This is a genomic window from Amycolatopsis rifamycinica, from assembly GCF_000695625.1.
GTDB classification, from domain to species: domain Bacteria; phylum Actinomycetota; class Actinomycetes; order Mycobacteriales; family Pseudonocardiaceae; genus Amycolatopsis; species Amycolatopsis rifamycinica.
On the sequence record NZ_JMQI01000001.1, the window covers coordinates 109407 to 135441 of the forward strand.

Sequence of the window (26035 nt, forward strand, 5' to 3'; positions counted from 1 at the left end):
GAAGGGAAAGGGATCAGCCGAACTGCGCGGACTGGATCTCGCGGATGAGGGCGCGGCTCTCGTCGGGTTCGAGGGACGCGGCCACGAGCGCGTCGTGGTAGCCGCGGTAGTGCTCCACCGTCTTGGCGGTCTCGATGTGCCGGAACCCGGCGTGGGTTTCGATGTGCACGATGTCGCGGTCGAGTTCGTCTTCGAACTCGAAGTAGGCGTACATGCAGCTCATCGAGAACAGCGGAGGATGGGCGAAGGGGAAGACGCGCAGTTCGATGTTCGGCGCGGTCGACCGTTCGACCAGGTGGTCCAGCTGCGCGCGCATGGTTTCGCGGGAGCCGACGAACTGCCGCAGCGCGGACTCGTGGGTCACCGCGACCAGCCGCAGCGGCGCCATGTCCTCGCGCTCGGTGAGGACGTGCTTGCGGTGTTCCCGCAGTTCGACGAGCCGCTCGACCTCGTCGGCCGACCACCACGGCTCGTGCGTCGAATACTGGGCCCGGGCGTATTCGGGGGTCTGCAGGAGCACCGGCAGCAGCGGAATCGTGTAGATCCGGGCCACCGTCGCTTCGGACTCGTACGCGAGGTGGGCGTCGAGCCCGGGGGTCGCCGTGGTCTGCGAGTAGTCGGTCCACCAGCCCTGCCGCCCGGACGCCTTCACCCAGCGCATCAGCCGCTCGGCCAGCTGCGTGTTCTCGATGCGGTAGAAGCGGATCAGGTCGCGGACGTCCCTGGCCTGCGGGCTGCCCTGGGCGTTCTCGAGCCGGGACAGCTTCGACGTCGAGATCAATAGCGTCTCGGCCACCTCTTCGAGGGTGCGGCCGGACTCGTCACGCAGGCTCCGGAGCGTGTCCGCGATCCGGCGGCGCGGCACGATCGGACCTTGCGTGGGGGCCATGAAACCTTCGTTCTCGCGGCGGACCGTTCGCGATGGGACCCGGTTGGTGGGTTTCCCATCGCGCCGCGACCATACTCCATCCGGCTCTGCTGGGTGGGACCTCGCCCCTCGAAAGTGGATTTTCGCTGGTCGGCCGCGTGTTGCGCCGAACGGGTGTTCCACCTTGGGATTCCTCCGTGGGAATTGCAAACGAGCCATCCCGGAGTGACACTTGCAGGGCAAGGCCGGAGCCAGGCCCGGGACCCGAGACAGTGAGGACGACCAGGAACGACGACAGGGGACCGGACCGGCGGGCGGCGCCGAGGGGAAGGAATCGCCATGTTCGTCGTGCTGAGACCGGGTGTGCTCGTCCGGGTGCTGGCCGCCACCGCCTTCGCGGCCTTCTTGCTCTTCGTGCTGCTGGGCGGCCTCGGCTCGGGGCCGTCCGGCTCCTCCGGCGGGCCCCCCACCGACCCGGCGGGCGGGGGCGGCGACCTGCTCGCGCGCACCGCGCCGACGCCGTACGTGGTGGCCGGGACCGGGAAGAACGGCCTCAACGTCCGCTCCTGCGCGGCCGCGACGTGCCGCCGGGTCGGCTGGATCGCGGAGGGCGGCACGTTCGAGGCGGAGTGCTGGACGCACGGCACGCCCGCGTCCGGGGACGACCGGTGGCTGCGCGGCATCATCGCCGGGCAGCGGACCGGCTACGCGGCCGCGCACTTCCTCAGCGGCGGCGGGGCGCCGGAATGCGGGACGAGCTCCGCGCGTCGGACGTGAAGGCGCCGGCTCACTCGCCGCGCATCGAGCGGCGGATCTCGGCCAGCCTGTCCTTGGCCGCCTGGTCCCGGTCGGCGATCTTCTTGTCCAGGGCCTCGGCGGTGTTTTCGGTGCCGAGGCCGGCGACGTCGACCGAGCCGAGCGACGTGGTGTACCGGTTCTCGATCTTGTCGCGGACGAAGTCGAAGCTGGGCACTCCGCCCTCGCTGTAGTCCGGGTCCGGCAGCGGCGGCGACGGGATCGCCGTCGCCTCGGTGGGGGTGTGCTCGACGATCTCGCCCTCGACCACGTTGGGGTCGCCGTCCGGTTCGCTCATCTCCCGACTTTAGCGCCGGTGTGGGCAGTCCTGCCGCGATCAGTGGGTAATTCGGCCGTGGGCCCGGCAGGCGCGGTGGGGAATTCTCGACGCGCACAGCCGGTGTCCGGAGGGAGCAGACCATGAGTGCCGGGGCCTACCGCGCCGAAACGGCGGAGATGGGGACGGTCGTCAGGGCGGTCGAAGACGTCGGGTCGTCCTTCCTCTCGGCCACCCGGGACCTGGAAGGCCTGGTGCTGGACGCGTTGTCGTTCGCCGGGATCGGCAGCGGCGTCGCGGCCGCGAACGCCGCCCTGCACTCGACGCTGGGCAGCGCGCTGCAGAAGCTCCTGAGCCTGCTGGTGAACGTGAACCAGAACGTCCAGAAGGCCGCGGACGGGTACCGCGCCGCCGACTCCGACGTCGCCCAGGCGTACGGCGGCGGTCAGCAGGGCGGGGGTGGCGCCGCCGCGGCGGCCGCGGCGCCCCCGCAGCTGGATCCCCGGGTCGTCGATTCGATCATGCGGTCCGAGGGCGCGACGGGCGAGCAGGGCGGCGTGCCCGAGGCGTACGGATTCCGGCAGAACATGCACAACGGCTACGACCGGATCATCGCCGCGCGCGAGCAGTACGGGATCGGCAGCGCCGAGGAACGCGCGGTCGTCGCCGATCTGATGACGGCGAACGCGCGCACGGCAGGCGCGCTCAACTTCACCGACCCCGGCACCCAGGCCGCGATCATGTCCGGCGCGCACATGCGCGGCGCCGGCGGGGTCCGCGCGATCCTCAACCACATGGCGGGCGACGACATCGTGCGCAGTTCGCGCACGCTGAGCGACGCGGCCGTCCAGCACGCCCAGGGCCTGACTCCCGAGCAGTTCCAGCAGGAGTTCCGCGACGCCCGCATCGAGTACGACCGCCGGATCTACGGCGACACGACCACCCGCCAGGGTGGCCACACGGCCAACTGGTGGGACCGCTACGGCAACGGCTTGACCCGCCGGTACGACCGGGAGCAGGCCGAATTCCTCGAGCTTTCCCGGCCGGCGAACTGAAATTGCCGCTTTCCGCGTTCTTCGGGTTCACCGGGTTCTTCGGATTCTTCGGGTTCGAAGATCGCCCGAGTGGGCACTCTCATTGTGTAGCCGAACGACAACGGGAGGCACACGATGAACCGGAGGATGATCGCACTCCTGGGCGGGGTCGCCGCGATGGCGGGGACCGTGGCGTTCGCGGGAACGGCCGAAGCGGCGTCCACGCCGTGCAGTGCCGAAGCGAAGGCCTGCGTCCAGCGCAGTTCGAATACCGCGTGGTTGACCGACGGCGCCGGGAACGTCACCTACGGCGGCGTCCCGATCACCGTGGGGCTGCCGAAGTACCCGACCCCGGTCGGGAAGTTCCACGTGCAGTACAAGGACATCGACCACTACAGCAAGCAGTACAACGGGCCGATGCCGTACTCGGTGTTCTTCACCACCACCGGGGTCGCGTTCCACGAAGGCAGCCTGAAGGCCAAGTCCCACGGGTGCGTGCACCTTTCGCACGCCGCCGCGGTGAAGTTCTACAACTCGCTGAAGCCGGGTGACGTCGTCGAGGTCGTGCGCTGATCCGTCTCTCGCGGACGGTCGAGCAGCGCGCCGGTGACGGCGCCGAACACCAGGTGATCCAGGATCTGCGGCCCGCGCGGCAAATCCCGCACGGCGGGGTACGCGCGGGCCGCGATCCCGAGATCCAGCACGGCGATGGCCAGCCCGGCCACCGCACCACCGCCGGCCCCGAGCCGGCGGTGACGCGCGACCGCGGCCAGCACGCCGGTCCAGGCGGCCGAGACGACGACGTGGGCGACGAACCCGGCGACGACGCCCGGCCGGCCCCGCCGTCCCGGCAGCAGCGTGCCCGCGGCGCGGGTGGCGGCCAGGACGTCACCACCGGTGAAGAGCGCGTGCGCGGTCGACGGTATCCCGCTCACGACCGCGGCGACGGCGCCGGCCTTGGCCGGAGTCACCCGTGGTGTCCGGCCAGGTACGCCGCCACCCGGATCCGCAGGCCGCGGACGTGGGGGAGAGCGATGGTGAAGGCCGAGGCGGGTCGGTAGCCGGGCCAGGGGTCGCCGTGGGCGCAGGGGCCGGCGAAGTAGACGAAGCCGTCCTCGTCGTCGTAGCGGCCTGGCGACCAGACGGCGGGGTCACCCTCCTGGGGATCCCGGGCGAGCCAGTAGGCGTCGTGCTTCATGACGCGACGCAGCTGCGCGGCGAAGCCGGTCAGGTCGGCTTCCGGCAGGCCGAGGCCGCGCCCGCTCCACACCCGCGGCGTCCGTTCCGACAGCCGGGCGGGGCAGCCGAAGGTCACCGCGGCGGGGGAGTACCGGCGGGTCCAGCGGGGGTTTTCCGGGGCCTGTGCGGCGAAATCGGGTCCGCCGGTGAGTTCCAGCGTCATGGGGGAACGATAGTCGATCAAGCGGGGAAGGGTACCGCCGCGCGGGTGCCGATCACGCCGGACCGGTGGCCGAACGGAGTCGGTTTCCTGCTCCTTCCGGGCGGTCGGCGGCCTGCGGTTAGGATGCGGCCGGCGATCATGCTCAGACCTTGGGGGGACCTTCCGTGACCATGCCCGAAGACAGACCGCAGCAGCCCGCGCCCGAAGAGAATCCCTTCCGGCCGCCGGCCGAGGGGGCTGCTCCGCCGCCGTACTCGCCCGCGCCGTACCCGCCCGCGCCTTACCCGCCCGCGCCGTACCCGCCGGTCGGCTTGCCGCCGAAGAAGCGTGGTGGCCTCAAACTGGCGCTGCGGATCGGTATCCCCCTCGTGTTCGTCGCGGTCGTGGTGGTGGCCGCGCTGACCTCGTCCACGCCCAGGAGCAGCGACGTCGGCGACTGCCTCAAGGGCAACACGGACAACGCCGAGAGCGTGACGTCGGTGGCCTGCGGCCCGGAGGCCAACTACAAGATCGTCGGCAAGGTCCCGAACCAGTCCCAGCTGACCGTCACGATCGGCGGCGGCTGCGACCAGTTCCCGACGGCGACCGTCGCGTACTGGGAGGGCGTCAAGTCCTCGCAGGGCACGCTGCTCTGCCTGGAGGACGTGAAGAACCCGGGCAAGGGAATGCCACGGGTGGGTGACTGCGTCAAGGGAGACCTCTCCGACGCCGCCCACACCGAGAAGGTCCCCTGTGGACCGGAGGCAACCTACAAGGTCGCCGCCATCGAGGACGGCGGCGCACTGGGCGGGTTCACGACCGCGGTCTGCGCCAAGGTCCCCTCCGCGGCGGCCTCGATGGAGTGGAAGCGGCAGGGCAGCCTGTCGTCGAAGATCCTGTGCCTGGAAGACCTGAAGCACCCGGACAACCGGAAGCCCGCGGTGGGCGAGTGCATGGCAACCGGCGCCAACAACGAGCTCCACCTCGCACCCTGCGCCAAGGGTGCGGCGAAGGTGCTCGGCCAGGTGGATGGCCTGACCAAGATGGACGGTCTGACGAAGACGGTCGAGGAGATCTGCAAGGACTTCCCGGGCGCGGACCAGGCGGCTTCGTGGAGCATGCGAGGGTCGCTGGCTACGACCACGTACTGCATGCAGTCGGTGAAGAAGTAGGGCTTGGCCGGTTCTGGCGGGATGCGGCAGACGGCGGGTCAGAGGCGTATCGGTTTCTGGTTGATGAACTATCCAGGCGGTCGGTGGGCCTGGGGCGTTCTTAGACATACCACCTTTGAGCTGCTCTTTTGCGTCTGTTGGGTCCGGTCGCGTCCGGGCCTGTCTGAGATTCTGACGGCCTGGCTTCTCGCTGCCCTGTGCCTCACACGGCCAGGTAACAGCCCTCCCGTCTTCCTCGTCCCCCGCTGCTGTTAGCGCCGGAGGGCTGGTGTCAAGGGTGGGCGCTTGCGTTCATCGCGCAGCGACGCCGTAGCCGCCCTTGATGGCGGTCGGCCGGTGTTGAACGATCGCTGACGAGGAGCGGTCACACGATCGTGGCGCTGAACGGCGTAACACTGATCGAGTTAGCGACGTCTCTGGGCGTATGCGGACGAGTGGATCAATCAGTTCCCGGCGGCGCGCGTACGCGGTCGGCCCTCCGGCGGGCCGCCCGGCGACCGGCGGCCGAAGCGGAGCGGCAGGCCGTCCGTGTCGCATGAGGGCGAGCCCGCCGCACGGGTGGTGACGTGCGCGCCGCCGCTGGCGGCGCGCCTTGATTCCATAAAGCCAAGTTCGGCAGCGTTATAACAGTGCAAAGCGATAGGGATTGAATTGTGGAACTTCGAGAGTACCTGTATGTCGACGCAGACAAAGTTCGTTCTCTACTGACTCAGCTCGACGGCGGCGTAGCTGAAGAGATGCGCCGAACTGAAAAAACTACCAAGGCAACAACAGGTGGTATAAAGTCTGTTGCAAGTCATGAGCGGAATTGGGGAAGCGAAGAATATGTGCAGAAATCACTTGCCGATGCCATCTACTCGGACCTTGAAGAGATACTGGAGGTAAATCAGTTATTGCCTGAAGTATCGGAGACGCTGGCAAGTTCTGATTTCTGGGAAGATGGATCACTGCAACGAGAGTTTCCGCCAGGGATGTTGATGCGATTAACTGGCCAAGGTGCACTATTTGACGCACGGTACATTGCCAAGCTCTTTGCTGGCATTGGCTCAACGATCCTTGGTTTGTCCAAGATTGCCCCGCAGTTGTTTGAGTCGACACTATCGTCGAATTCGGGCCCGTCGAAGGGGAAGCGACCTCCTGGCCGTAAGCCGGAGATAAATACTCCGAGATTTGAGCAGATTGAAGATGAGATCAGCAATTTTCCGGCTTTCGGCGAAGAAGGTCAGGTGAGCCAGGATTTTCTTAGGGCTTTTGTTCAGATTGCACGTGGAGTCTTTCGGCCAGGGTTGCATCTCAGTCTGCTTCCTTGTGACAACAGGGCTTATGCGGTGAATATGAGACTACAGGAGGGGCGCAGGTATCTGGAATCGGACCCGGAGATCCTCTTCGCCCAGTATGGCTTTTCCCCTCAGGAATGGACAGTGGTTGGCACGCTAGGGTCTCACGCTCCTGCGGGAAGTAATGAGGTGCCCGACAGTGTCGAATTGTCAGATGCTTTTGAAGACGGCGACATAAATAGAAATCGATTCGCGCAAGGTGTCAACTCATTCGTCGAGTACTTTGCTCGTATCGGATTCGCCGACTTGCCGCAGTTTCCAAGCTTTTCTCTGGTTCCGCTTGCAGTGTATCGAACGATTTCGACGGGGGGGTGAGCGGGAGGTTATTTCATCTGTTCAGGATCGGAGCATCGGATTATGGTCGGATGGTTAAGGTGAAATAAGTTTTCTTCAGGTTTACCGCGTGATGTATCCTTAACGGGCGTTCGACCAGGAACAACGCTGCGTGTACCAGGATTTCGGCGGTCTCGGATGCTTCCTTGATCAGTAGGTCCCACAGTTCGACGGGGACGGCGTTGCGGTGCGAGAAGACCTGCACAAGCTCGGCGGCGGCCGTTTCGGCCCTGCGCTCCGGGCCACCGAGTCCGGCCACAGGTAGGTCTCTGACTCACGCGCCATACGCGATCTTGTGCCGGTGCTTGGGGTCAGGGCGTCCGGTTCTTGGTGATGCAGGGACAGCAGGTCAGAGGCGGATCGGTTTCTTGTTCATGAACTCCTCGATACCCAGCGCCCCCAGTTCCCGTCCGATTCCGGAGCGCTTGATCCCGCCGAACGGCAGGTCCGCCTCCGACCCGCCTGACTTGTTCACGTACACCATCCCCGCTTCGATTCCGCGCGCCACCCGGGCTGCCCGGGTGCGGTCGACCGCGAACACGCTTGCGCCCAGTCCGAACGGGGTGTCGTTGGCCAGGGTCACCGCCTCCTCCTCTGTCTCCGCTCGGAACAGCAGCGCCACCGGGCCGAAGATTTCCTCGTGGTACGCCGCCATCTCTGGGGTTACGTCCGTCAGGACCGTTGCCTCCACGTAGGCTCCCGGGCCCGGAATACGGTGGCCGCCCGCGCGTAATGTGGCTCCTTCGCGGATTGCCGTCTCGATCTGGGTCGCCACTTCGTCCGCCGCTGCTGAGGACGCCAGTGGGGGCAGTGTTGTCGATGGGTCTGCCGGGTCGCCCGGGACGTAGTACTCCGTCACGCGCTTGGCGAACCGGTCGGTGAACTCCTCGTACAACTCGCCCAGGACGATGATGCGCTTGGGGGCGTTGCACGACTGGCCGCAGTTGCGCATGCGGGCCGTCGCCGTGGTTCTGACCGTTTCATCCAGGTCATTGGTGTCCAGGACGATCAGTGGGTCGGAGCCGCCGAGTTCCAGGACGCACTTTTTCAGGTTGCGGCCGGCTTCGGTCGCTACCGAGATGCCCGCCTGCTCGCTTCCCGTGAGGGACACCCCTACCAGGCGCGGGTCCGCGAGCATCCACGGCACCTGGCGGCTCGAGGCGAACACGTTCACGTACGCGTCCGGGGGCACGCCGGCGTCTCGCAGGACGGACTCGATCGCGATCGCCGACCTGGGGCAGATCGATGCGTGCTTGAGCAGGATCGTGTTGCCCAGCACCAGGTTCGGCGCGACGAACCGGGCGACCTGGTAGCACGGGAAGTTCCACGGCATCACGCCCAGCAGTGCCCCGATCGGCTCCTTCGTCAGCACTGCCTCGCCGCCGCGGATGGGGAGGGGCTCGTCCGCCAGGAGGTCCGGGCCGCGCTCGCCGTAGTACCGGAAGATGTCGACGACCACGCCCACCTCGCCGCGGCCTTCGTTGATCCGCTTGCCCATCTCCAGGGTCATGATCGCGGCGAGCTCGTCGGCGCGCTCGGCGAACAGCTCCGCCGCGCGCAGCACGATCGCGGCGCGTCCGGCCACCGGGCGGGCGCGCCAGGCCGCATATCCGCGGTGGACCCGGCCGATCGCCTCGCGGACCTCCTCGTCGGCCGCGTTCGGGATCTCGTCGACCAGGTCGCCCGTCGCCGGGTTGGTGACTGAGTACATGACGGCCTCCTCGGCAGCGTGCCTACTGGATACTGTATACACTATGGAGGCGGCGCGGTGGCCGAGTTGTCAGAATTTTGATAATCCCCCTGGATGACCTTCGTCCCTCGGGGTGGTGTCGTTCAACGGCGCGGTCCCGACCTGCAGTTTACCGTCCGTTAGCCTGTTCGGACGATTGCGGTGGAGTCGATCACGGTGTCGAATAATCGCCTACAAGGATTAATCGCCGTGAGGAGCTGGCTGTGCACTGGGGGACCGCGCTCGATGACGGAGGAGCGGCGGGGCTCGTCCGTCCGTATTTCCGCACCCACGGCCGGACGCGCCCGACGCGTGACCTTCCCGTCGAGACGCTCGTCTCGACGACCGCGCGCGGGCGGGCCATGACCCGCGGAAGCACGCCGGAAGAGTCGGAGATCTGCGTGCTGTGCCGGACTTCGCAGTCGGTGGCCGAGGTGGCCGCGCGGCGCCGGCTGCCGCTCGGGGTGGCGCGCGTGCTGCTCTCCGACCTCGCCGACCGTGGCCTCGTCGCCGTGCACACCGCGAAGCGGGGCAACGGCAACCGGCCGAACATGGACCTGATGAAGCGCATCCTGCACGGTCTCAGCCGGCTGTGAAGTCCCGGACCAGCCGGGCGAACTCCGCCGGCTGGTCGAGCGGCAGCAGCGTGTAGCTGTCGGCCACTTCGGCGAGCTCTCCCTTGGGCAGCAGGGCGGCCAGGCGCCGCCCGTGCTCGAGGGGCATCACGCGGTCCTCGGTGGCCCAGACGACCAGGACGGGCCGGTCGAAGCCCGGTAGCCGCTCGGCCGCGTCCAGCAGGATGCCCGGTGCGGCGGCGGCCGCCCGCAGGACGCGGACCGTGTCGCGGCGGATGGCGGCCTGGCTCAGCAGCGGCCGGATCCAGCGGGCCGCGGCCGCGTCGCCGCGTTTCGTCAGCCAGCCGAACGCGATCGGGAGCCGGCGCACCGCGCGCAACCGCAGCTGCTGCATGAACGCCCCGAACAGGGACGGCGAGAGCTTCCCGGTCAGGAACAGCGTTTTCCCGGTGAGGCCGGGCGGGAAGTTGTCGAACGCGTCGCAGGAGGCGAGCACGACCCGGCCGACCCGCGGGGCGTCGTCCGCCATGAGCAACTGCACCAGCGCGCCGCCGGTGTCGACTCCGACCAGGGTGACCTCCCGCAGGTCCAGACGCTCCAGGAACTCCGCGAGCAGCCGCGCGAGGCCGGGCATCGAGAGGTCGGCGTCGGCGCGCATGGGCAGCCGGTGGGCGCCGAGCGGCAGCGTCGGGACGATGCAGCGGAGGCCGCCGAGGCCGGCCACCGGGCCGTCCCACAGGGAGCCGTCCATCAGCAGGCCGTGAACGAAGACGACGGCCGGCCCCGCCCCGCCCGTGTCGGTGTACTCGATGGTGCCCGCGGACAGCTCGACGTGCATTCCGGCCTCCCGGTGAAGTCCCCCGTGCCGGAAGTGAACCACGTGGTTCGCAAACTGTCGAGGCTCAGGGCGCCGCTTCCTCCCGTTCGACCGCCCGCAGCAACGCCGCGACCCCCGCCTCCGCGCCCTCGCCGTCCGGGCTGGTGAGCAGATCCACGAGGAAACCCCGCAGCGTCGCGAGGATCATTTCGGCGACCTCGAGTTTGCGCCGCTCCGGCCAGTGCGGCGGGCAGAACGACACCAGCGTCGGCAGGTACTGCTGGGACGCGCCCCGGCCGAGCGCGGCGTACCGGCCCGGGTCGTACATCGCCAGGCCCATCGCCTGGTCGAGGACGCGCCGAAGCCGGGTTTCCTCGTCGCGGAGGCTGCACCACGCGGCCCGGACGCGACCGGCGAGCGTCGGCGACTCCGCGGCGACGGCCGTCAGCGCGTTGCCGATCCGCCGTTCGCGCAGCGCGAAGACCACCTGCCGCAGCAGATCCTCGGCGCCTTCGAAGTGGTAGAGCAGCACTTTGTGCGTCGTCCCGGCCGCCCGCGCGGCGCGCCGCAGCGAGAAGTCGACGAGCCCGTTCTCGGCGACGTCGTCGGTGATCTTCGCCAGCAGTTCCCGGCGCCGGGCCTCGCCGCGCGGCGAGCCGGCCGACCGCCGGTAGCGCGCCCGAGCCGGTTCGTCGGTAGCGTTGTCCACGGGGGACAGCTTGGCACGCGGCTAGGAGTCGTCGTCCCCGCCGGTGACGTTGCCGACGCTGGCGGGCACGCCCTTGATCATGTCGACGACGGTCTTGCCGGCCAGACCCGACTTGCCGAACCACGGGTCGGTCATGACCTTGATGGCCGACTCGAACTTTTCGGCGCCTTCCTTGCCGAAGAGCTTGCCGAGCTCGTGCACGGAGAAGTTGCTGATCTTGTCGAACTTCTGCATGATCTCGGGCGTCACACCGTCCATTTGGGACAGTTTGGTCTTGATGACGTCGGTCATCTGGTCGGTGAACGGCTTGTGCGGCTTGGGATCCGGAGTGGACGGCGTGGTGTCCGGCTTCGGATCGGGCGTGGTGTCGGGCTTGGGGTCCGGCTTGGGTTCCGGGGTGGCGGAGGAGGACGAGGGTGCCGGGTCCGGCTTGGGGTCGGGCGTGGTGTCCGGCTTGGGCTCGGGTTTGGGATCCGGGGTCGCCGAGGAAGGGGTGGTGTCGGGCTTGGGTTCCGGCTTCGGATCGGGCGTGGTGTCCGGCTTGGGCTCGGGCTTGGGTTCCGGGGTGGCCGAGGAGGGGGTGGTGTCGGGCTTCGGGTCCGGTTTCGGCTCGGGCTTGGGGTCCGGAGTGGCCGAGGAGGACGAGGGTGCCGGATCGGGCTTCGGATCGGGCGTGGTGTCCGGCTTGGGCTCGGGCTTGGGATCCGGCGTCGCCGAGGAGGGCGTGGTGTCGGGCTTCGGGTCCGGCTTAGGCGTCGGCGCCGGGTCCGGCTTCGGTGTGGGCTTCGGGGTCGGCGTCGGCGTCAGGCTGGTCGTCGGGGGCTTGGCCCCCGCCAGGTCGTCGCCCGCCTTGCCCAGCTTCGTCAGGGCCTGCAGGAGCTCGCCCAGCTTCTTCGCCAGCTGGGCCAGCTTGGCGCCGATCTTGCCCAGTGCCGTCGCCACCGTGCCGATCGTCGTGCCGATGAAGATCGCGATCGAAGCCCCGAACGTCACCGGGGCCAGTGCCGCCGCGATCAGGGCGCCCTTGATGATCGTCGCCAGGAGCATCGCGATCAGGTCGCGCAGGATGCCGCGGAACGCGCCGACGATGCCGCCGGCGATCTTCATGTTCTTGCCGGCCTCGTCGAGGTAGCCGCCGAGGGAGCTCAGCTGCTCGGTGACCGCGTCCATGTCCTTCTTGAACTGGTCCGCGGCCTGCCCGCTCCACTCCTCCATCAGCTTGCCGAGCGCCTGCTGGTGGTCGGCCGACCACTGCTCCAGCTTCTTCTTCTCGGCCGTGAGCGCCTCGCTCGCCGCCGCGATGCCGATCGGGTCGCCCATCAGGATGTCCAGCGGCCACCGCAGGATCGTGATGTGCTCGATGAGCCAGCCGATCCCCGCCGTCAGCAGGCTGCCGATCGGGTCCAGCACGAGACCGATGGTCTCCAGGGCCATCCCGGCCGAGCCGATGCCGATCGCGACCTTGTCGTGCTCCTTGACGGCCTTGTCCAGGCCGGTCGCCGCCTCGAAGAAGCCCGCCCCGGCCGCCCGGTTGTCGTCGTTGAACAGTTCCGAACCGTGGAGGCTGACGTCTTTGCTCTTGTAGTCGTCAGCCACTATCCGAACCTCACGATCGAGTTCACGGCGTCCGATTCGCCCGACTGGTAGCGCTTCGCGGCCTCGTTGACCTTGTCGGCGAATTCGCCGATGGTCTTGGCGTACTCCCCGAACTGGTGGTGCGCCTTGTCGGTCCACGTGCTCGCGCCGGCGGCCATCAGCTGGCACGCCGGGTTGATGCCGAACATGCCGGGGTCGCAGACCATGCCGCCGACGAGGTCCGAGGTGCTCTGCAGGTTCTTCTGCAGCTCGTCGAGGTGCTTGCCGAACTCCACCAGCGGGTCCGCGGAGACCCGGAAGCCGCCGCCGGTCACCAGGGGTTCGATTCGTCGTCGGCGTGGTCGTCGGCCGCGGGACGGCGGCGCGGCGCGGACGGCGGCACCGGCCGGGAGGGCGGCGACGACGGAGGCGGCGGCGGGGCCGGCTCAGCGGTCTCCGACGCCGCGAAGTCGCCGTCCGGCGGCGGGTCCGGCGGCAGGAAGGACCGGACCATTTCGGTCGACTCGCCGTCGCCGTTGATGGTGGCGAAGGAATCGGCGACGGCGCGGGCGGTCTGGCGCTGCGCGTCGCGCACCGCGCCCATGATCGCCGCGGTCAGCCGCGCCGGGCCCAGCTCGCACGCCCGGTGCCCGAGCTCGAGGTTCGTGAGCGCGCCGTTCGGGGCGAGCGTCACGGTGACCGAGCCGTCACGGGTGCGGACCGTCGCCCCGGCCGCCGAGAGCGCCTCGTTCAGCGCCGCGGCCTTCGACTGCATCTCCCGGACCTGCCGCTCGAGCAGGAGCTGGAAGTCTTCGCCTGGCCCCAGGTTCGGTTGCACGAAATCGACTCCTCGACGCGCCGGCCCCCACGGCCGGACCCCTTTGCGGCAGGTTAGCGCACCCCGAATGGTCATCCGGTGTTAGCCGGGAGTGTGCCTGGTTGTTCACCGGATGTTGCCCTCGGGCACCTGGTCGGGGGAACCCGCGGATCGAGGAACCCGCGGCCGGCCGCGCCTCGACGCGGACTCCGGTCGTCTACTGTGGATCCGCGGCCGCTCGGGCGGCTCGGTCGACCTCGGCGTGCCGGGCCGCCCAGAACTCCGCGTCGTGGTGGGCGTCGGAGGCCAGGGAGCCGTCCAGCTGCTCGCGGAGGATGTCGGCGTGACCGGCGTGGCGGTTCGTCTCCGTGAGCACGTGGACCAGGATGTTGAACAGCTTCACGTTCGGCCGGGGCCACCAGGGCACGTGGCCCGGTGCGTCGATGGGGAGCTCCGTGATCGTCGCGTCGGAGTGGGCCCAGGCCCGCCGGTAGGCGTCGACGATCTGTTCGCGGGTCTCGTGCTCGGTGGCCCACATGTCCCGGCCGCGCGTGCTCAGGTCGTCCCACCGGGGCAGGGGCTCCGGGTACGGCCTGTCGAAGATGTCGCCGAAGTACCTGGCCTCCGTGAGGGTCAGGTGCTTGACGAGACCGAGCAGGTTGGTGCCCGTCGCGGTCAGGGGACGGCGGATGTCGTACTCGCCCAGCCCGTCGAGTTTCCCGAGCAGCTCTTCGCGGACCTCGCGCAGGTCGCCGTGCAGGTAGTTCTTCGCGAATTGGTCGATCATGGCGACCAGCTTGTCAGCCCACGGGGACCCCGCGCACCGAAACCGGGCCGCGGGCCGGGTCCAGTTCCGTCCGCTGGTCCACGCCGGACGGCGTCAGCACGTCGAACGCCTTCGGCGCGGTCGCCGGGTCCGCGGCGCAGATCGGGGCCGTCCCACCGGGTGCGCAGAGACCGAACGTGTACTGGCCCGCCGTCGGCGTGAACGGCCGCGCCTGGTCGGGGGAGTTGCCGTCCTGCCCGGTGAGCACCACGGCGAACGTCCAGCCGGGTCCCGGGGTCCCGAAAGCCGCCTTCGCCACGCTGACCGTGATGTATCGCGTTGCCTGCGAAGCCTGCACGGACGGCGTTGCCAGCGATGCGCCCGAAGCGTCGACGAGCGCCGGCTCGGCGAAGCCCTGGACCTCGATGCGCCGGCTCCACGCGTCTTGCGCCGCGATCGTGTACGCCCGGCTCGGGAACGGAGCCGCGGTCGACGTCGCCGTCGCGGCCGGGTCGTGCCCGTAGATCGTCAGCAGCTGGGCGCCCAGCGGTGAGCCGAACGTCGGCGACAGGTCGCGGACCTGCGCCCGGAACACCAGGGTGGCTCCCGCATCGATGATCTGGAACCGCTGCAGGTCGAACGCGCCCGCGTGGAAGTCGCCCGCCGTCGGGTAGGTGTAGGTGCCGGGGCCGTTGTCGTCGGCGTCCGGGTCCGTGGTGTCCAGCAGGACCGTGCCGGTGACGAAGTCCGAGCTGATCGTCTTCTGCGCGTACCCGGTGCCCGCCCCCGTCGCGGCCGCCGTGACGACGTTCGCGCCGAGCGGCGTCGGGACGGCGGCGCGGAACGTTCCCGCGGCCGAAGCCCGGGTGGACAGCACGGAAGTCGTGCCCGCGTCGGTGGCCGATACGGCGATGTCGACCCGGCTGCCGGCGGGTGCGGTGCCGGTGACCTCGGCGGTCGCGGTGGACACCGACGCGGGCGCGTCCAGCGTCACCGCCAAAGCCGGGACAGGCGCGGTGTACCGCGAGCGGACTTCGGCGGGCTGCTCGGGCAGCCGTCCGTCGTCGAGGGCCCTGGCCAGCCGCACCGACTGGGACTGCGCCCAGCTCAGCGGAGCGACCGAGCCGACCGACTGCCCCGGCGTGAAGCCGATCGACGCCGTCTTCGGGTCCGAGCCGTACGGCGACGCCGGCAGCGCCGGGTTCTCCCAGATCTGTTCGGGGATCAGCCCGGTACCGCCGGTCTGCGCCCGCATCGCGCGCAGCAGCGCCGCCGCGCCGGCCCGGTCGCCGGTCTGCACCGCCTGCTCGCCGCGTTCGCCGGCGAGCACCGGCCACAGGTGCCCGGAGCCGGTGTTCGCCGACGGCCACGGCGCGCCCGTCGGGCCGCAGTTCGTCGGGTCAGGCTCGTAGCAGTCGCCGTAGCCGTCCTCGCTGCCCGGCGCCGACGTCCCGTAGCGGTACCAGCCCGGCCCGGCCGGGGTGTCCCGCTTGATCACGCGGTCCACGACGGCGAGCGACGCGGCGACGTCCGGGTCGTCCGCGGGCAGCACGCCCAGGCGGGTCAGCTCGAGGAACCCGGCGTCGACGACCGCGCGCTGGTCGGCGTCGATCGAGCCGTTGCCGAGGTTGTAGAACCACTCCGAGTCCGGGTTCCCGTTCTTGGTCAGCCGCAGGAAGTACCGGCCGCCGTACGGCCCGTTCGACGTCACCGTCCAGCCCTTGACACCGCGCTGGAAGTGGTCGGCGGTGGCGCGATAGACGTTCGCGCGCGCACTGTCGCCGTTGCGCTCGGCGATCACGCCCGCGGCGACGAGCCCGGCGATCTCCGCGGCGATCGTCGAGGGGGAGTAGCCGCCCTGTTCCTCCCAGCGTTCCGAGCCGAACGCCGGCCCGTGCGCGACGACGAAGTCCGCGGCCGCGCGGATGTGCTCGGTGTAGAGCGTGCGGTCCCGGTCGAGCCCGGCCTGCAACGCCATCAGGATCGGGTACGCGCTCTCGTCGAGCTGGTCACCACCGGAGTCGGGGGCCTTCTTGCCGTTGAGCAGCGAGTTGCGCGGAAAACGGCCGTCCGGTTGCTGCTGGCGCGTGAACAGCCAGCGGACGCTCGCCCGTGCCGTCTCGCGATCGCCGGCGGCGAGCAAGCCGGAGAAGCTCTCGTAGAGGTCGCGGGCGAAGATCTCGCGGTAGGAGCCGAAGTAGACCGGTTTGCCGCCCGGCGCGTCGCCCGCCGGCACGGCCTGGCCCCACGGACTGCCGAGCGAGGCGACGACCGCGCCCCGGAACGTCTTGTCCTCGCTGGCCTTGAGCACGTTGACGGACTGGTAGTAGGCGTCGGAATCCTTGCCGCGCACCGGGATCAGCCCGTTGTCGTAGTCACGCCACTCACGCGCGTACTGGCGGTAACTCGCCTCGAACGGCGTGCGCAGGCTCGCGCCGGCCGTCGCGACGGCGGCCCTGGCGTCCGCGCCGAAGCCGAGCGCCAGCACCGCGGGGCGGTGCGGCTGGAGGTCCAGCTGCGCGGTCTGCACGACGTTGCCGTTCACCGCCGACGGCGTCGTGTCGGTGAGGCGGTGGTCGCGGTCGAGCTGGGCCAGCCCGTCACCCGGGGTGCCGGCGAAGCCGCTGCCGGTGGCCAGGAACCGGCGGTCGGCGCGCAGCGCGGCGGCCAGCGGGGTGCCGTAGTCGCGGGCCGGCGCGCTGGAGACGGTGTTCGCGTCGGCGCTGACCAGCGCGGACGTCGCCGCGTCGACGGTGGCGGTGTCGCCGCCGCCGTTGGCCGGGCCGCCCCCGCCGTTGCCGTTGACGCTCGCGTCGAACCGCACGTAGACCTTCAGGTCCCGGCCGGAGCCCCGCAGCGGCTCCAGCCGGGTCCGGATGAGCACGCCGGTCCGGGCCGGGTCGGCCAGGTACTCGGTGACCAGCCGGTACCGCCCGCTGCGCGCGGTCGACGTCACCTCGCAGGCCATCCCGCCCGCGCTCGTGCGGACGGTGTAGGTCATGTCCCGCGCCTGCAGATCGGTGAAGCCGCGGCCGTCGGTGACGGCGAACTGCAGGGTTTCGACGTTCGTGTTGTCGATCACCGGCGCGTAGACGTCGGAGAGCACGCCGCCCGCGACGGTGAACCACGCCTTGCTCGCCGGGTTCCGCGCGGTGCCCAGGCAGTCCTTGCGGGCCAGGCCGAAGTGCGAGACGGCGCCCGGCCCCGCGGCGGCCGCGTCGGCTGTGCCGGACACGGCGGGCAGGAGGGTAGCGGCCAGCACCGCGCACAGCACCACGGACGACGTCGACCGAATCATCCGCCCATCCGATCACGACCGCCCCGGGGTGCACCAGGTCCGAACGGCGCCAGGGGAAGCCATTACCGGTGATTGAGAATCAGAACCGGTGGGTAGCAAACCGGAAGTCCCCCGAGGAGGTGAACGTGGAAGAGCTGGGATCGGACGGATGGCGGTACCGCGGCACGATTTCGCCACGAACGCTGCCGAGCCTGCGCCGGCACCTGGTGTCGTGGCTGCGGCGGCGCGCCGGTGACGAGGTCGGGCGGCAGGCCGACGACGTCGTGCTGGCCTGCTGGGAAGCGATGGCCAACGTGCTCGACCACGCTTATCACGGCCGGCCGGGACTGATCGACGTCCGCGCCCGGATCGACCAGGAGGTGCTGATCGTCACCGTCGCCGACCAGGGCCGGTGGGCGACGCTGGCCGAGCGCGCGGACGGCGGGCGCGGGCTGCGCCTGATCCAGGCGCTGGTCGACGGGCTGGATCTGCGGTCGACCGACGGGGGGACCGTCATCACGCTCACCTGGCCGTTCCCGGCCCGGCACCACGCTTGAGCCCCGGTGTCCCGGTGGTTCAGCGCGACTCGGCCGAGGAGAGCTCTTCGACGAACCGGGTCGCGACGTCCCGCAGTTTCACGTTGGTGTGCTGCGATTCGGTGACCAGGCGCTTCATCGCGTCGTCGGCGCTGATCCGGTGCACGGCCATCAGGATGCCCTTCGCCTGCTCGATCACCGCCCGCGACCGCATCGCCACTTCCAGCTCGGTGGCCCGCTGCCGGGCCCGGTGGTAGCGCCGCGTGGTGCGCAGCCCGAACGAGACGACCGTGGTGTAGAGCTGCAGCAACCGCGAGTCCGTCTCCGCGAAGCCGTGGTCGCCGTAGCCGAAGAGGTTGAGCGCGCCCGACAGGCGTTCGTCGACCGGCAGCGGGGCCGCCAGGTAGCTGCCCACCCCGAGTTCCTGGGCGCGGGCGGTGAACTCCGGCCAGTCCGCCCCCGCCGTGGCCAGGGGGACCCGGACGATCTCGCCCGTCGCCGCGGCCCGCAGGCAGGGGCCCGCTCCCGCCGCGTACTGGGCCCGGTCGATCGCGACGGCCCGGTCGTCCGTGCTGGCCGCCGTGGTCGGCTCGCCGTCGCGGATCGCCGTGATGCTGGCCATGTCGGCGCCGGGGATGGCGCGGACGGCTTCGGCGCAGACGGCGTCGAGGATTTCCGCTTCGGCTGGTTCGGCCTCGAGCGCCCCCGTGAGGTCCGCCATCGCGGCGGTCAGCTCGTCGAGGTGCTCGGGCGGGATCGGCTCACCGGTCACTGGCGTCCTCTCCGTCCCGGATGGCTGCGGTACTCGCCGGACCGCTGCTGCTTCACCGGAACGGCAGAACCCTACTCGCGTCCGCCGCGTCTCCGGCAACAACGATGGCGCAACACCCGACCGGGGAAGAGCGGTGGCTCCGGCCCGGCGCTCACTGCTGAACGTCGTGGGTTGGGCGCCGGGGCCACCTGGCGACGGACGGCAGCACAACCCACCCGACACCCGTCGCTGCCGCCCGCTTACCCCGTGGACCGGCGGTCAACCGTTCAGCGGATCATGACCTTCACGACCTCGGTGAGGCCCGACACCCGCAGCACCCGGTCGAGCAGCCGCGGCGCCACCAGCCGCAGGTCGTGCTCGGCGGCGCGGTCGAACAGCACCGCGACGCCGGCGCTGTCGAGGTAGGCCACCCCGGTCAGGTCCACGGTGACGGTGGTGCCCGCCGCCAGCTCGCGGTCCAGCGCCGCGCCGAACTGCGCGGCGTTGCTCATGTCGATCTCGCCGGTGACGAGGAGGACCCGATCGCCCTCTTCGCCCGCGCGGCCGACCAGCGTGAGTGGCGTCGTCACGAACCGATCCTCCATTCCAGCGTGACGGTGGTTCCGGTGGTTTCGTGCCGGATGGTGACCGCGTCGGCCAGCGCCTCCATCATCGGCACGCCGCGGCCGCGCAGCACCTGGTTGCCCGGCGGCGGCGGCCGCCACCGGCCCCGGTCGGTCACCGTGACGACCAGGTGCGCGCCGGTGAACCGGGCCGCGAGGTGCACGGTCGCCCCGGTCCCGTCGAGGTAGGCGTGCTCGACGGCGTTGGCGCAGGCCTCGCCCGAGGCGACCAGCACGTCCTGGGCGAGGTCCGGGTCGAGGGCGGCGTTCTCCAGCCACGCGCGCAGCCAGTGCCGCGTCGAGGTCAGGTGGTCCGGGTGCGCCGCGAAGTCGAAGTCCAGCGCGGGGACCGACCGGCGGTAGAGCAGCAGCGCGACGTCGTCCTCGTAGCCCTCCGCCGGCCGGAGCCGGTCCATCAGGGCGGTCGCCAGGTCGCCGAGCTCCGCGTCGCGCGTGTCGTGGGCGACCGTGGTGGCCCGGTCCATGCCCTCGTCGAGGGCCTCGCGGCGGCGTTCGACGAGCCCGTCGGTGTAGAGCATCAGCAGCGAGCCGATCGGCACGATCGCCGTCGCCTCCGGACGCGGCGCCGCGCCGCGGACGGCCAGTGGCACGCTGCCGCCGTCGTCGAGCACCTCGGCCGTGCCGTCGCGGTGCACGAGGGTGGCGGGCGGGTGCCCGGCGCTGGAGTAGGTGAGCGTGCCGGTCGCCGGGTCGAGGACCCCGCAGAAGACGGTCGTGCAGAGGGCACCCGGCAGCCGCCCGGCGAAGTGGTCGAGCGCGCTGAGCGTGTGCGCCGGGCTGCTGGCCTCCAGCAGCAGGGCCCGGCAGGCGCTGCGCAGCTGGCCCATCACCGCGGCCGCCGCGAGTCCCCGGCCGACGCAGTCGCCGACGACGATGCCGATCCGGGCCCCGGCCAGCGCGACGACGTCGTACCAGTCGCCCCCGACCTCCAGGGGCGGGTTCGCCGGCTCGTAGCGCACCGCGAAGCCGTCGGGCAGCCGGGCCGGGCCGAGGATGGAGCGCTGCAGCGCGAGGGCGACCTCCCGCTGCCGGTCGTCGCGGTGGGCGCGGCGCAGGGCGTGGGCGAGCGTCCCGGCCAGCAGCGCCAGCAGCGTCCGGTCCTCGGTGCCGAGCGGCCGGCCCGGCGCGGGGTCGACCCAGAGCGTCACCTGGCCGCCGGGGTGGTCCACCGTGGTGCCCGCGCCGCCGTCGGCCGGGGTCGCGTGCAACGCCGGCAGCGAGCGGACGTGGCCGAGGGTTTCCCGCAGCGGCGCGGCGAGGTCCGCCCAGCTCCGGTCGGCGGGGTCGGTGGACGCGAGCTCCGGTTCGCCGTCCCGCGGCCAGGTCACCGCGAGCGCGCGCCGGGCGTGCCACAGCTCGCGCAGCAGCTCCAGCGCGGCGCGGAGCACGTCTTCGACCCCGCTGACGCCGGCCAGGCGCCGGTTCATCGCGGCGAGCGCGCTTTCGCGCTGCACGGCGTAGCGCTCGGCCGTGACGTCGCGGACCGTGCCGACCACCCGGCGCCGTCCCTCGTCGTCGTGCAGCCCGCTGTAGGCGATCGCGGCCCACACCCGGTGCCCGTCCCGGTGCCGCATCGGCAGGACCAGGCTGCCGGCGGGCTGGTCCCACGCGCGGGCGGAGGCTTCGGCGACCTGGCGGTGCGCGGCCGGGTCGGTGCCGGCGTCCGGCCACCACGGGAACGGCGGGTCGTACGGCAGGTCGCCGGGGCCGAAGCCCAGCAGCTCGGTGAAGGCCGCGTTGATCTCGACGACCCGCCCTTCGGCGTCGCAGACGAAGAAGCCTTCCTGCAACGACTCGATCATCGCCGAGCGCCAGCGGGCGTGCTGCGTCCGCAGCCTCGCCAGCTGGACGGTCGTGCGGACGCGGGCGAGCAGCTCCCGCGCCGAGAACGGCTTCACGAGGTAGTCGTCGGCGCCGGCGGCCAGCCCGTCGACGGCGGCTTCCTGGCCGGCCCGCGCCGACAGCAGCAGCACCGGCACGGCGGCGGTGCGCGGGTCGCCGCGCAGCTCGGCGAGCAGGCCGAGGCCGTCCAGCCGGGGCATCATGACGTCGCTGATGATCAGCTCGGGCGGCTCGGCGCGGGCGGCGGCGAACGCCTCGACGCCGTCGCGGACCGCGGTGACCGCGTAGTCGTCGCGCAGCAGCCGGACGAGGTAGTCGCGCATGTCGGCGTTGTCGTCGGCCACCAGCACGCGGGCGCCCGAGGCCGGCGCCGGGCGTGCGGACTGGTCGTCGTCCGGCAGCCAGCGCAGCGCCTCCTGCACGTACGGTTCCGCGGACTCCGCCGACTCCGCGGTGAGCGCGCCGGTCGTGGGCTCGTCGACGACGTGTTCGGCGGGCAGGTGCCGGGTGCCCAAGGGCAGCCGGACCCGGAACGTCGTCCCGGCGCCGGGCGTGCTCTCCACGGCGATGCTGCCGCCGTGCATGCCGACGAGCTCGCGCACCAGCGCCAGGCCGATGCCGCTGCCCTCGTTCGACCGCGCCCGCGCCGACGGGATCCGGTGGAACCGCTCGAACAGGCGCGGCAGCTCGGTGGCGTCGATGCCGATCCCGGTGTCGGACACGGCGACCACGGCGTGCCCGGCTTCGACCGTGCCGGTCACCCGGATCGCGCCGTCGAAGGTGAACTTGACCGCGTTGGACAGCAGGTTGAAGACGACCTTCTCCCACATCCCGCGGTCGACGTGCACCGGTTCGGGCGACGGGCCGCAGTCGACCTCGAACGCCAGTCCGGCCCGCTCGACGGCGGCGCGGAAGACGCTCGCCAGCTCCGCGGTGAACGTCCCGAGGTCCACCGGTTCGAAGCGCGCCTGCATCCGGCCGGCTTCGATCCGCGAGAAGTCCAGCAGGTTGTTCACCAGCCGTCCCAGCCGCAACGCGTTGCGCTGGATGACGTCGAGCTCTTCCCGCACCCGCTCGCCGGCGCTGTCCAGCGCCTCCCGCAGCTCGGCGGCGGGGCCCATGATCAGGGTGAGCGGGGTCCGGAACTCGTGGCTGATGTTGGCGAAGAACGTCGTCTTCGCCTCGTCCAGCGCGGCCAGCTCCTCGGCCCGCCGCTGCTGGACCTGGTAGGCGATCGCGCCGTTGACCAGCGCCGCCGTCTGCTGGGCGACCAGCCCGAGGAACGTCCGGTAGGACTCGTCGAGCGCTCGCCCGGCGCTCGCCGCCAGCACGATGACGCCGGTCGTGGTGTCGACGGCGTCGCCGCGCAGCGGCAGCACCATGGCCTCGGCGGGTGGCGTGGACCAGCCCCCGGCGGGCAGCTCGCCGACGGCCTCGGCCGGTACCGTCCGCGCGACCCCGTCGGCGAGCACGTCCTCGAGCGGCCAGGCGGCCGTGTCCCCCGCGCCTTCGCCGCCGGGGGTGACGGCCGCGAGCGCGAGGCCGCCGTCGCCGTCGCGGAGGTGGATCGCGGCGTACGGGACGTCGGCGCCCGCCCGGCCCAGCACCCCGGCGACGACCTCGCAGGCCTCGTTCACGGTGCGGGCGACCCCGGCCCGGGCGCCGAGCTCGCGCAGCGTCGCCAGGCGGCGTTCGCCGATCACGCGTTCGGTCGTGTCGGAGACCGCGGTGAACACCGCCCGCACGGTGCCCTCGTCGTCGTGCACCGGGCTGTAGGAGTACGTCCAGTACGTCTCTTCCCAGTAGCCGTGCCGGTTCATCGGCAGCAGCAGGTCTTCGGACCAGGTCGCCTCGCCGGTGGTCATCACGCTGTCCAGCATCGGGCCGATGATGTGCCAGATCTCGCCCCAGACCTCCGCGCCCGGCTTGCCCAGCGCGGGGTGCTTGGTGCCCAGCAGCGGCAGGTACGCGTCGTTGTAGAGGAACCGCAGCTCCGGGCCCCACCAGACGATCATGGGGAAGCGGGAGGCGAGGCAGATCCGGACCGCCGTCGTGAGACTGGCCGGCCAGTCGCGGGGCGGCCCGAGCGGGGACGACGCCCAGTCGAAATCCCGCATCCGGGCGGCCATCCGGCTGGTTCCGGGAAACACGGCCCGGTGGCCGGCCTCTTCCCCGACGCTCATCACACTCCAGGTTCACGCGGCCCGGGCCGAGCCTACTTCACCGGCCGCCGCCCTGCCGGACGCGCGGGACGCTGCTGTGACGCGCGGGACACTGCTGCCGGCGAGACGGCGGTCAGCCGGTCAGCCAGGTCATGGTGACCGTCGTGCCGTCGTCGCGGTGCACCTGCGCGCTGTGGTCGGCGATGGAGTCGATGAGCAGCAGGCCGCGGCCCCGCAGCCCGTCCGAGCCGGCAGGCGGCCGCCAGGTGCCGTAGTCGGTGACCGTCACGATCACCCGCCCCGGCAGCGCTTCGGCCCGGACGTCGACCGGGCCCGGCCCCCCGGCGGGGTAGGCGTGTTCGGCCGAGTTGGCCATCGCCTCGTAGGCGGCGAGGACGACGTCCTCCCGCCGCTCCAGGCTCAGCTGCAGCCCGGCGAGCCAGCGGGCGAGTGCTTCGCGCAGTTCCGGCAGGCGTTCGGCGATCGCGGCCGTGCGCCGGTGGAAGGTGGTGGGGGGAGCGGGCGCACCCGGGGGGAGGGGGTCCGTCATGGGCTGTCCTCTCCGCGGTGGCGCACGTGGATCACGGCGATGTCGTCGTCGTGCCGTCCGCGCGTCAGTTCGTCGACGAGTTTGTCCCACGCCGTCTCGAGGTCGGCCGCGGTCAGCAACCCGGGTATACCCGCCAGCAGCCATTCGATGCCCAGGGTGAGGTCACGGGTGCGGCTTTCGACCAGCCCGTCGGTGTACAGCACCAGGTCCGCGCCGACCGGGAAGCCCGCGGTGCGCTGCGGGAAGACCGAGCCGACGCCCAGCGGCTGCGCCAGCGCCTCGCCGATCTGCTCGGGCGGCTCGCCCGGGCGGATCAGGATCGCGGGCAGGTGGCCGGCGTTCGCGTAGGCCAGCGTGCCGTCGGCGGGCCGGTGGACCGCGTAGAAGCAGGTCACGAAGCTTTCGCCGAACAGCTCGACGGTCAGCTCGGAGACGTTGCGCAGGACCTCCGACGGCGGCAGCTCGAGCAGGGCGTAGCTGCGGATGGCCGTGCGGACCTGGCCCATCACCGTCGCGGCGGTGACGCCGTGGCCGACGACGTCGCCGATGACGAACGCGGTGTCGCCCGATGGCAGCCGGATCACGTCGAACCAGTCGCCGCCGACCTTGCTCCCGGTGGCCGCGGGCAGGTACCGGGTGAACACGTCGAGGCCCGGCGTGGGCGGGGCGACCGGCAGCATGCTGCGGGACAGCTCCGAGGCGAGGGTGCGTTCGCGTTCGTAGAGCCGGGCGTTGTCCAGTGCGATGGCCGAGTAGGCGGCGATGCCCTCGGCCAGGTACTCGTGCCGCGCGGTGAACCGGTCCGGCTCGGGGTGGCCGAAGAAGAACCCGCCCAGCACTTCGCCGGAAGTGGGGCTGAGCACCGAGACGGCCAGGTAGCTGCACACCGGCAGGTGGCCCTCGGGCATCCCGTGGTGCGGGGCGTTCTTGCCGAACCGCGGGTCCCGCGTGATGTCGGGGCTGCGGACGGTGCCGACGCCGTCGAAGGTCGGCCCGAAGACCTCGGTGTTGCGCGGCATCGGGAACCGGGCGAAGGCCTCGCGCGGCACGCCCGAGATCGTGTACAGCGTGTACGACTCGCCGAGCTCGTCGATCAGGTTGTAGAAGAACGCGCCGAACGCGGCTCCGGTCGCCTTCGTGGCCGCGTCGGTCGCGTCCTGCACGATCCGGTCGATGTCGAGCTGCGCGGTCAGTTCGCGGCCGGTGGAGTGCAGCGCGTCCAGGACCGCGGCTTCGTCCCGCAACCGCCGGACCGTGGCGGCCAGGCCGGCGACGGTGGCCTGGATGGCGGCGGCCACGGCGGCCGGGCCCCCGCCCAGGTCCTCAGTGGTGTAAACCAAAGCGCCGCGCTCGCCGCCGTCGGCCGCGAGGGCGATCGCGTGGGTGATCTCCGTGCCCGGCACCAGTTCCGCGAGGACCGCGCGGTCGGTCACCGCCAGCGCGACCTGGTCACCGAGCACCGCGCGCACCTCGGCCGGGCCGAGGGAGCGGACCGCGGTGGCCGCCGGGGCGCCTTCGCCGCCGGCGAAGGCCACGCGCACGGCGTCGAGGACCGCGTCGAAATCCGGCCGGGACGTCATCAGGGAGCCAACGCTTCGGACAGCGACGGGTAGATGGCGAGTTCGTCGGCCAGCCGGGTCAGTTCCAGCGGCCGCAGGGTGATCCGGCCGGTGGCGACCACCCGCAGCGGTGCCGCCGCGGCAGGCCCGCGGTGCGCCCGGACGAGTTCGGCCATGCCCGCCGAGGCCAGGAACGTCACGCCGGTCAGGTCGATGACGAGCAGCGACGGCCGCAGGCGCGCCGCTCGTTCGGCCAACCGGCGCAGTTTCGGGGCGAGCGCGAGGTCGAGAGCGCCGTCGACGTGCAGCACGACCACGCTGTCGCGGCTTTCCAATGAGACCGATCCGGTCGAGCCGGCGGCGTCGTCGAGTGAGTCCCCGGTCACGTCCCGTCCGCCCATGGCGCCCATCCTGCCTGTTCGGGGGTCCGACCGGAAGCCGAGGGGGTGCTGACACGGCGGCGTGTCGCCCGGGCAGGCATGATGGGGAGTGGTTGAGCAGACAGCCTTCGAGATCACGCACGCCCACC

25 protein-coding genes and 1 pseudogene are annotated in these 26035 nt (G+C 71.1%); 7 read left to right on the forward strand and 19 right to left on the reverse strand.

Translation table 11 applies throughout. The features are described from left to right. Nucleotides 1-13: 13 nt before the first annotated feature. Nucleotides 14-889 carry a helix-turn-helix domain-containing protein gene (locus DV20_RS00530; RefSeq protein WP_043775148.1) on the reverse strand — a complete coding sequence of 292 codons (876 nt, stop codon included), beginning with the start codon at nucleotides 887-889 and terminating at the stop codon, nucleotides 14-16. 318 nt (nucleotides 890-1207) lie between these two features. On the opposite strand from DV20_RS00530, the gene DV20_RS00535 reads away from it, so the two are divergent. Next, a complete protein-coding gene (locus tag DV20_RS00535) occupies nucleotides 1208-1645 on the forward strand; it encodes a hypothetical protein (RefSeq protein WP_043775150.1) in 438 nt (145 codons plus the stop codon). 10 nt (nucleotides 1646-1655) lie between these two features. Here the strand turns inward: DV20_RS00535 and DV20_RS00540 are convergent, their stop codons facing one another. Next, the gene (locus DV20_RS00540; protein ID WP_043775153.1) at nucleotides 1656-1961 is read right to left on the reverse strand and encodes a hypothetical protein; all 306 of its coding nucleotides are present in this window, start codon (nucleotides 1959-1961) and stop codon (nucleotides 1656-1658) included. A 122-nt stretch (nucleotides 1962-2083) separates the two neighbouring features. Here DV20_RS00540 and DV20_RS00545 point away from each other — a divergent pair, with 122 nt between their 5' ends. Together DV20_RS00545 and DV20_RS00550 are read left to right on the forward strand one after the other, a co-directional pair. Further along, nucleotides 2084-2995, forward strand: coding sequence for a hypothetical protein (locus DV20_RS00545; protein WP_043775155.1), 912 nt, complete (start codon nucleotides 2084-2086; stop codon nucleotides 2993-2995). A gap of 126 nt (nucleotides 2996-3121) precedes the next feature. Beyond that, nucleotides 3122-3547, forward strand: a complete 426-nt coding sequence (locus DV20_RS00550; protein ID WP_407638303.1) for a L,D-transpeptidase — start codon at nucleotides 3122-3124, stop codon at nucleotides 3545-3547. On the opposite strand, the gene DV20_RS00555 is transcribed toward DV20_RS00550, so the two are convergent. Next, on the reverse strand, nucleotides 3502-3945 hold the full coding sequence (locus DV20_RS00555; RefSeq protein ID WP_043775160.1) for a hypothetical protein: 444 nt from the start codon (nucleotides 3943-3945) through the stop codon (nucleotides 3502-3504). The two genes, DV20_RS00550 and DV20_RS00555, sit on opposite strands and share 46 nt — an antisense overlap. Next, nucleotides 3942-4376, reverse strand: a complete 435-nt coding sequence (locus DV20_RS00560) for a hypothetical protein (RefSeq protein ID WP_043775163.1) — start codon at nucleotides 4374-4376, stop codon at nucleotides 3942-3944. Before DV20_RS00560 ends, DV20_RS00555 begins: the two co-directional genes overlap by 4 nt. A 170-nt stretch (nucleotides 4377-4546) precedes the next feature. On the opposite strand from DV20_RS00560, the gene DV20_RS00565 reads away from it, so the two are divergent. Continuing rightward, on the forward strand, nucleotides 4547-5527 hold the full coding sequence (locus DV20_RS00565) for an LppU/SCO3897 family protein (RefSeq protein WP_152603597.1): 981 nt from the start codon (nucleotides 4547-4549) through the stop codon (nucleotides 5525-5527). 653 nt (nucleotides 5528-6180) lie between these two features. After that, complete coding sequence (locus tag DV20_RS44620; RefSeq protein WP_152603598.1) at nucleotides 6181-7179, forward strand: DUF6414 family protein; 999 nt, start codon at nucleotides 6181-6183, stop codon at nucleotides 7177-7179. A 103-nt stretch (nucleotides 7180-7282) separates the two neighbouring features. On the opposite strand, the pseudogene DV20_RS00570 reads toward DV20_RS44620, so the two are convergent. Further along, nucleotides 7283-7532: pseudogene (locus tag DV20_RS00570) on the reverse strand (XRE family transcriptional regulator); the annotation flags it as partial. Nucleotides 7533-7546: 14 nt separating this feature from the next. After that, nucleotides 7547-8908 carry an NAD-dependent succinate-semialdehyde dehydrogenase gene (locus DV20_RS00575; RefSeq protein WP_043775168.1) on the reverse strand — a complete coding sequence of 454 codons (1362 nt, stop codon included), beginning with the start codon at nucleotides 8906-8908 and terminating at the stop codon, nucleotides 7547-7549. Between the two features lie 242 nt (nucleotides 8909-9150). On the opposite strand from DV20_RS00575, the gene DV20_RS00580 reads away from it, so the two are divergent. Beyond that, complete coding sequence (locus DV20_RS00580; RefSeq protein WP_043775171.1) at nucleotides 9151-9522, forward strand: DUF742 domain-containing protein; 372 nt, start codon at nucleotides 9151-9153, stop codon at nucleotides 9520-9522. On the opposite strand, the gene DV20_RS00585 is transcribed toward DV20_RS00580, so the two are convergent. The 7 genes from DV20_RS00585 to DV20_RS00620 all read right to left on the reverse strand — a co-directional run bounded on the left by DV20_RS00585 (nucleotide 9509) and on the right by DV20_RS00620 (nucleotide 17483). Next, complete coding sequence (locus DV20_RS00585) at nucleotides 9509-10339, reverse strand: alpha/beta fold hydrolase (RefSeq protein ID WP_043775172.1); 831 nt, start codon at nucleotides 10337-10339, stop codon at nucleotides 9509-9511. The two genes, DV20_RS00580 and DV20_RS00585, sit on opposite strands and share 14 nt — an antisense overlap. 64 nt (nucleotides 10340-10403) lie before the next feature. Beyond that, nucleotides 10404-11027 (reverse strand): TetR/AcrR family transcriptional regulator, encoded by a 624-nt coding sequence (locus tag DV20_RS00590; protein WP_043775174.1) that lies wholly within the window; start codon nucleotides 11025-11027, stop codon nucleotides 10404-10406. A gap of 21 nt (nucleotides 11028-11048) precedes the next feature. Further along, nucleotides 11049-12623: a WXG100 family type VII secretion target gene (locus DV20_RS44625; protein ID WP_051735722.1), complete on the reverse strand. Its 1575-nt coding sequence runs from the start codon at nucleotides 12621-12623 to the stop codon at nucleotides 11049-11051. Further along, nucleotides 12623-12937, reverse strand: coding sequence for a hypothetical protein (locus DV20_RS00605; protein WP_051735723.1), 315 nt, complete (start codon nucleotides 12935-12937; stop codon nucleotides 12623-12625). The genes DV20_RS44625 and DV20_RS00605 overlap by 1 nt, the downstream gene beginning before the upstream one ends. Beyond that, complete coding sequence (locus DV20_RS00610; RefSeq protein ID WP_043775179.1) at nucleotides 12934-13440, reverse strand: YbaB/EbfC family nucleoid-associated protein; 507 nt, start codon at nucleotides 13438-13440, stop codon at nucleotides 12934-12936. The genes DV20_RS00605 and DV20_RS00610 overlap by 4 nt, the downstream gene beginning before the upstream one ends. A gap of 196 nt (nucleotides 13441-13636) precedes the next feature. Further along, complete coding sequence (locus DV20_RS00615; protein WP_043775182.1) at nucleotides 13637-14206, reverse strand: DinB family protein; 570 nt, start codon at nucleotides 14204-14206, stop codon at nucleotides 13637-13639. 13 nt (nucleotides 14207-14219) lie between these two features. Then, on the reverse strand, nucleotides 14220-17483 hold the full coding sequence (locus tag DV20_RS00620; protein WP_043775185.1) for a glucodextranase DOMON-like domain-containing protein: 3264 nt from the start codon (nucleotides 17481-17483) through the stop codon (nucleotides 14220-14222). Between the two features lie 125 nt (nucleotides 17484-17608). Between DV20_RS00620 and DV20_RS00625 the strand changes: the two genes are divergently transcribed. Next, nucleotides 17609-18019: an ATP-binding protein gene (locus DV20_RS00625; RefSeq protein WP_043775355.1), complete on the forward strand. Its 411-nt coding sequence runs from the start codon at nucleotides 17609-17611 to the stop codon at nucleotides 18017-18019. 19 nt (nucleotides 18020-18038) lie between these two features. On the opposite strand, the gene DV20_RS00630 is transcribed toward DV20_RS00625, so the two are convergent. The 6 genes from DV20_RS00630 to DV20_RS00655 all read right to left on the reverse strand — a co-directional run bounded on the left by DV20_RS00630 (nucleotide 18039) and on the right by DV20_RS00655 (nucleotide 25907). After that, nucleotides 18039-18770, reverse strand: coding sequence for a GAF and ANTAR domain-containing protein (locus DV20_RS00630; protein WP_043775188.1), 732 nt, complete (start codon nucleotides 18768-18770; stop codon nucleotides 18039-18041). Nucleotides 18771-19036: 266 nt separating this feature from the next. Then, a complete protein-coding gene (locus DV20_RS00635; protein ID WP_043775192.1) occupies nucleotides 19037-19339 on the reverse strand; it encodes an STAS domain-containing protein in 303 nt (100 codons plus the stop codon). Continuing rightward, nucleotides 19336-23418 carry a SpoIIE family protein phosphatase gene (locus DV20_RS00640; protein WP_043775357.1) on the reverse strand — a complete coding sequence of 1361 codons (4083 nt, stop codon included), beginning with the start codon at nucleotides 23416-23418 and terminating at the stop codon, nucleotides 19336-19338. The genes DV20_RS00635 and DV20_RS00640 overlap by 4 nt, the downstream gene beginning before the upstream one ends. 112 nt (nucleotides 23419-23530) lie before the next feature. Continuing rightward, nucleotides 23531-23947: an ATP-binding protein gene (locus DV20_RS00645; protein WP_043775195.1), complete on the reverse strand. Its 417-nt coding sequence runs from the start codon at nucleotides 23945-23947 to the stop codon at nucleotides 23531-23533. After that, the gene (locus DV20_RS00650; protein WP_043775198.1) at nucleotides 23944-25527 is read right to left on the reverse strand and encodes a PP2C family protein-serine/threonine phosphatase; all 1584 of its coding nucleotides are present in this window, start codon (nucleotides 25525-25527) and stop codon (nucleotides 23944-23946) included. The genes DV20_RS00645 and DV20_RS00650 overlap by 4 nt, the downstream gene beginning before the upstream one ends. Further along, complete coding sequence (locus DV20_RS00655) at nucleotides 25527-25907, reverse strand: STAS domain-containing protein (protein ID WP_043775200.1); 381 nt, start codon at nucleotides 25905-25907, stop codon at nucleotides 25527-25529. The genes DV20_RS00650 and DV20_RS00655 overlap by 1 nt, the downstream gene beginning before the upstream one ends. Nucleotides 25908-26035 lie beyond the last annotated feature (128 nt).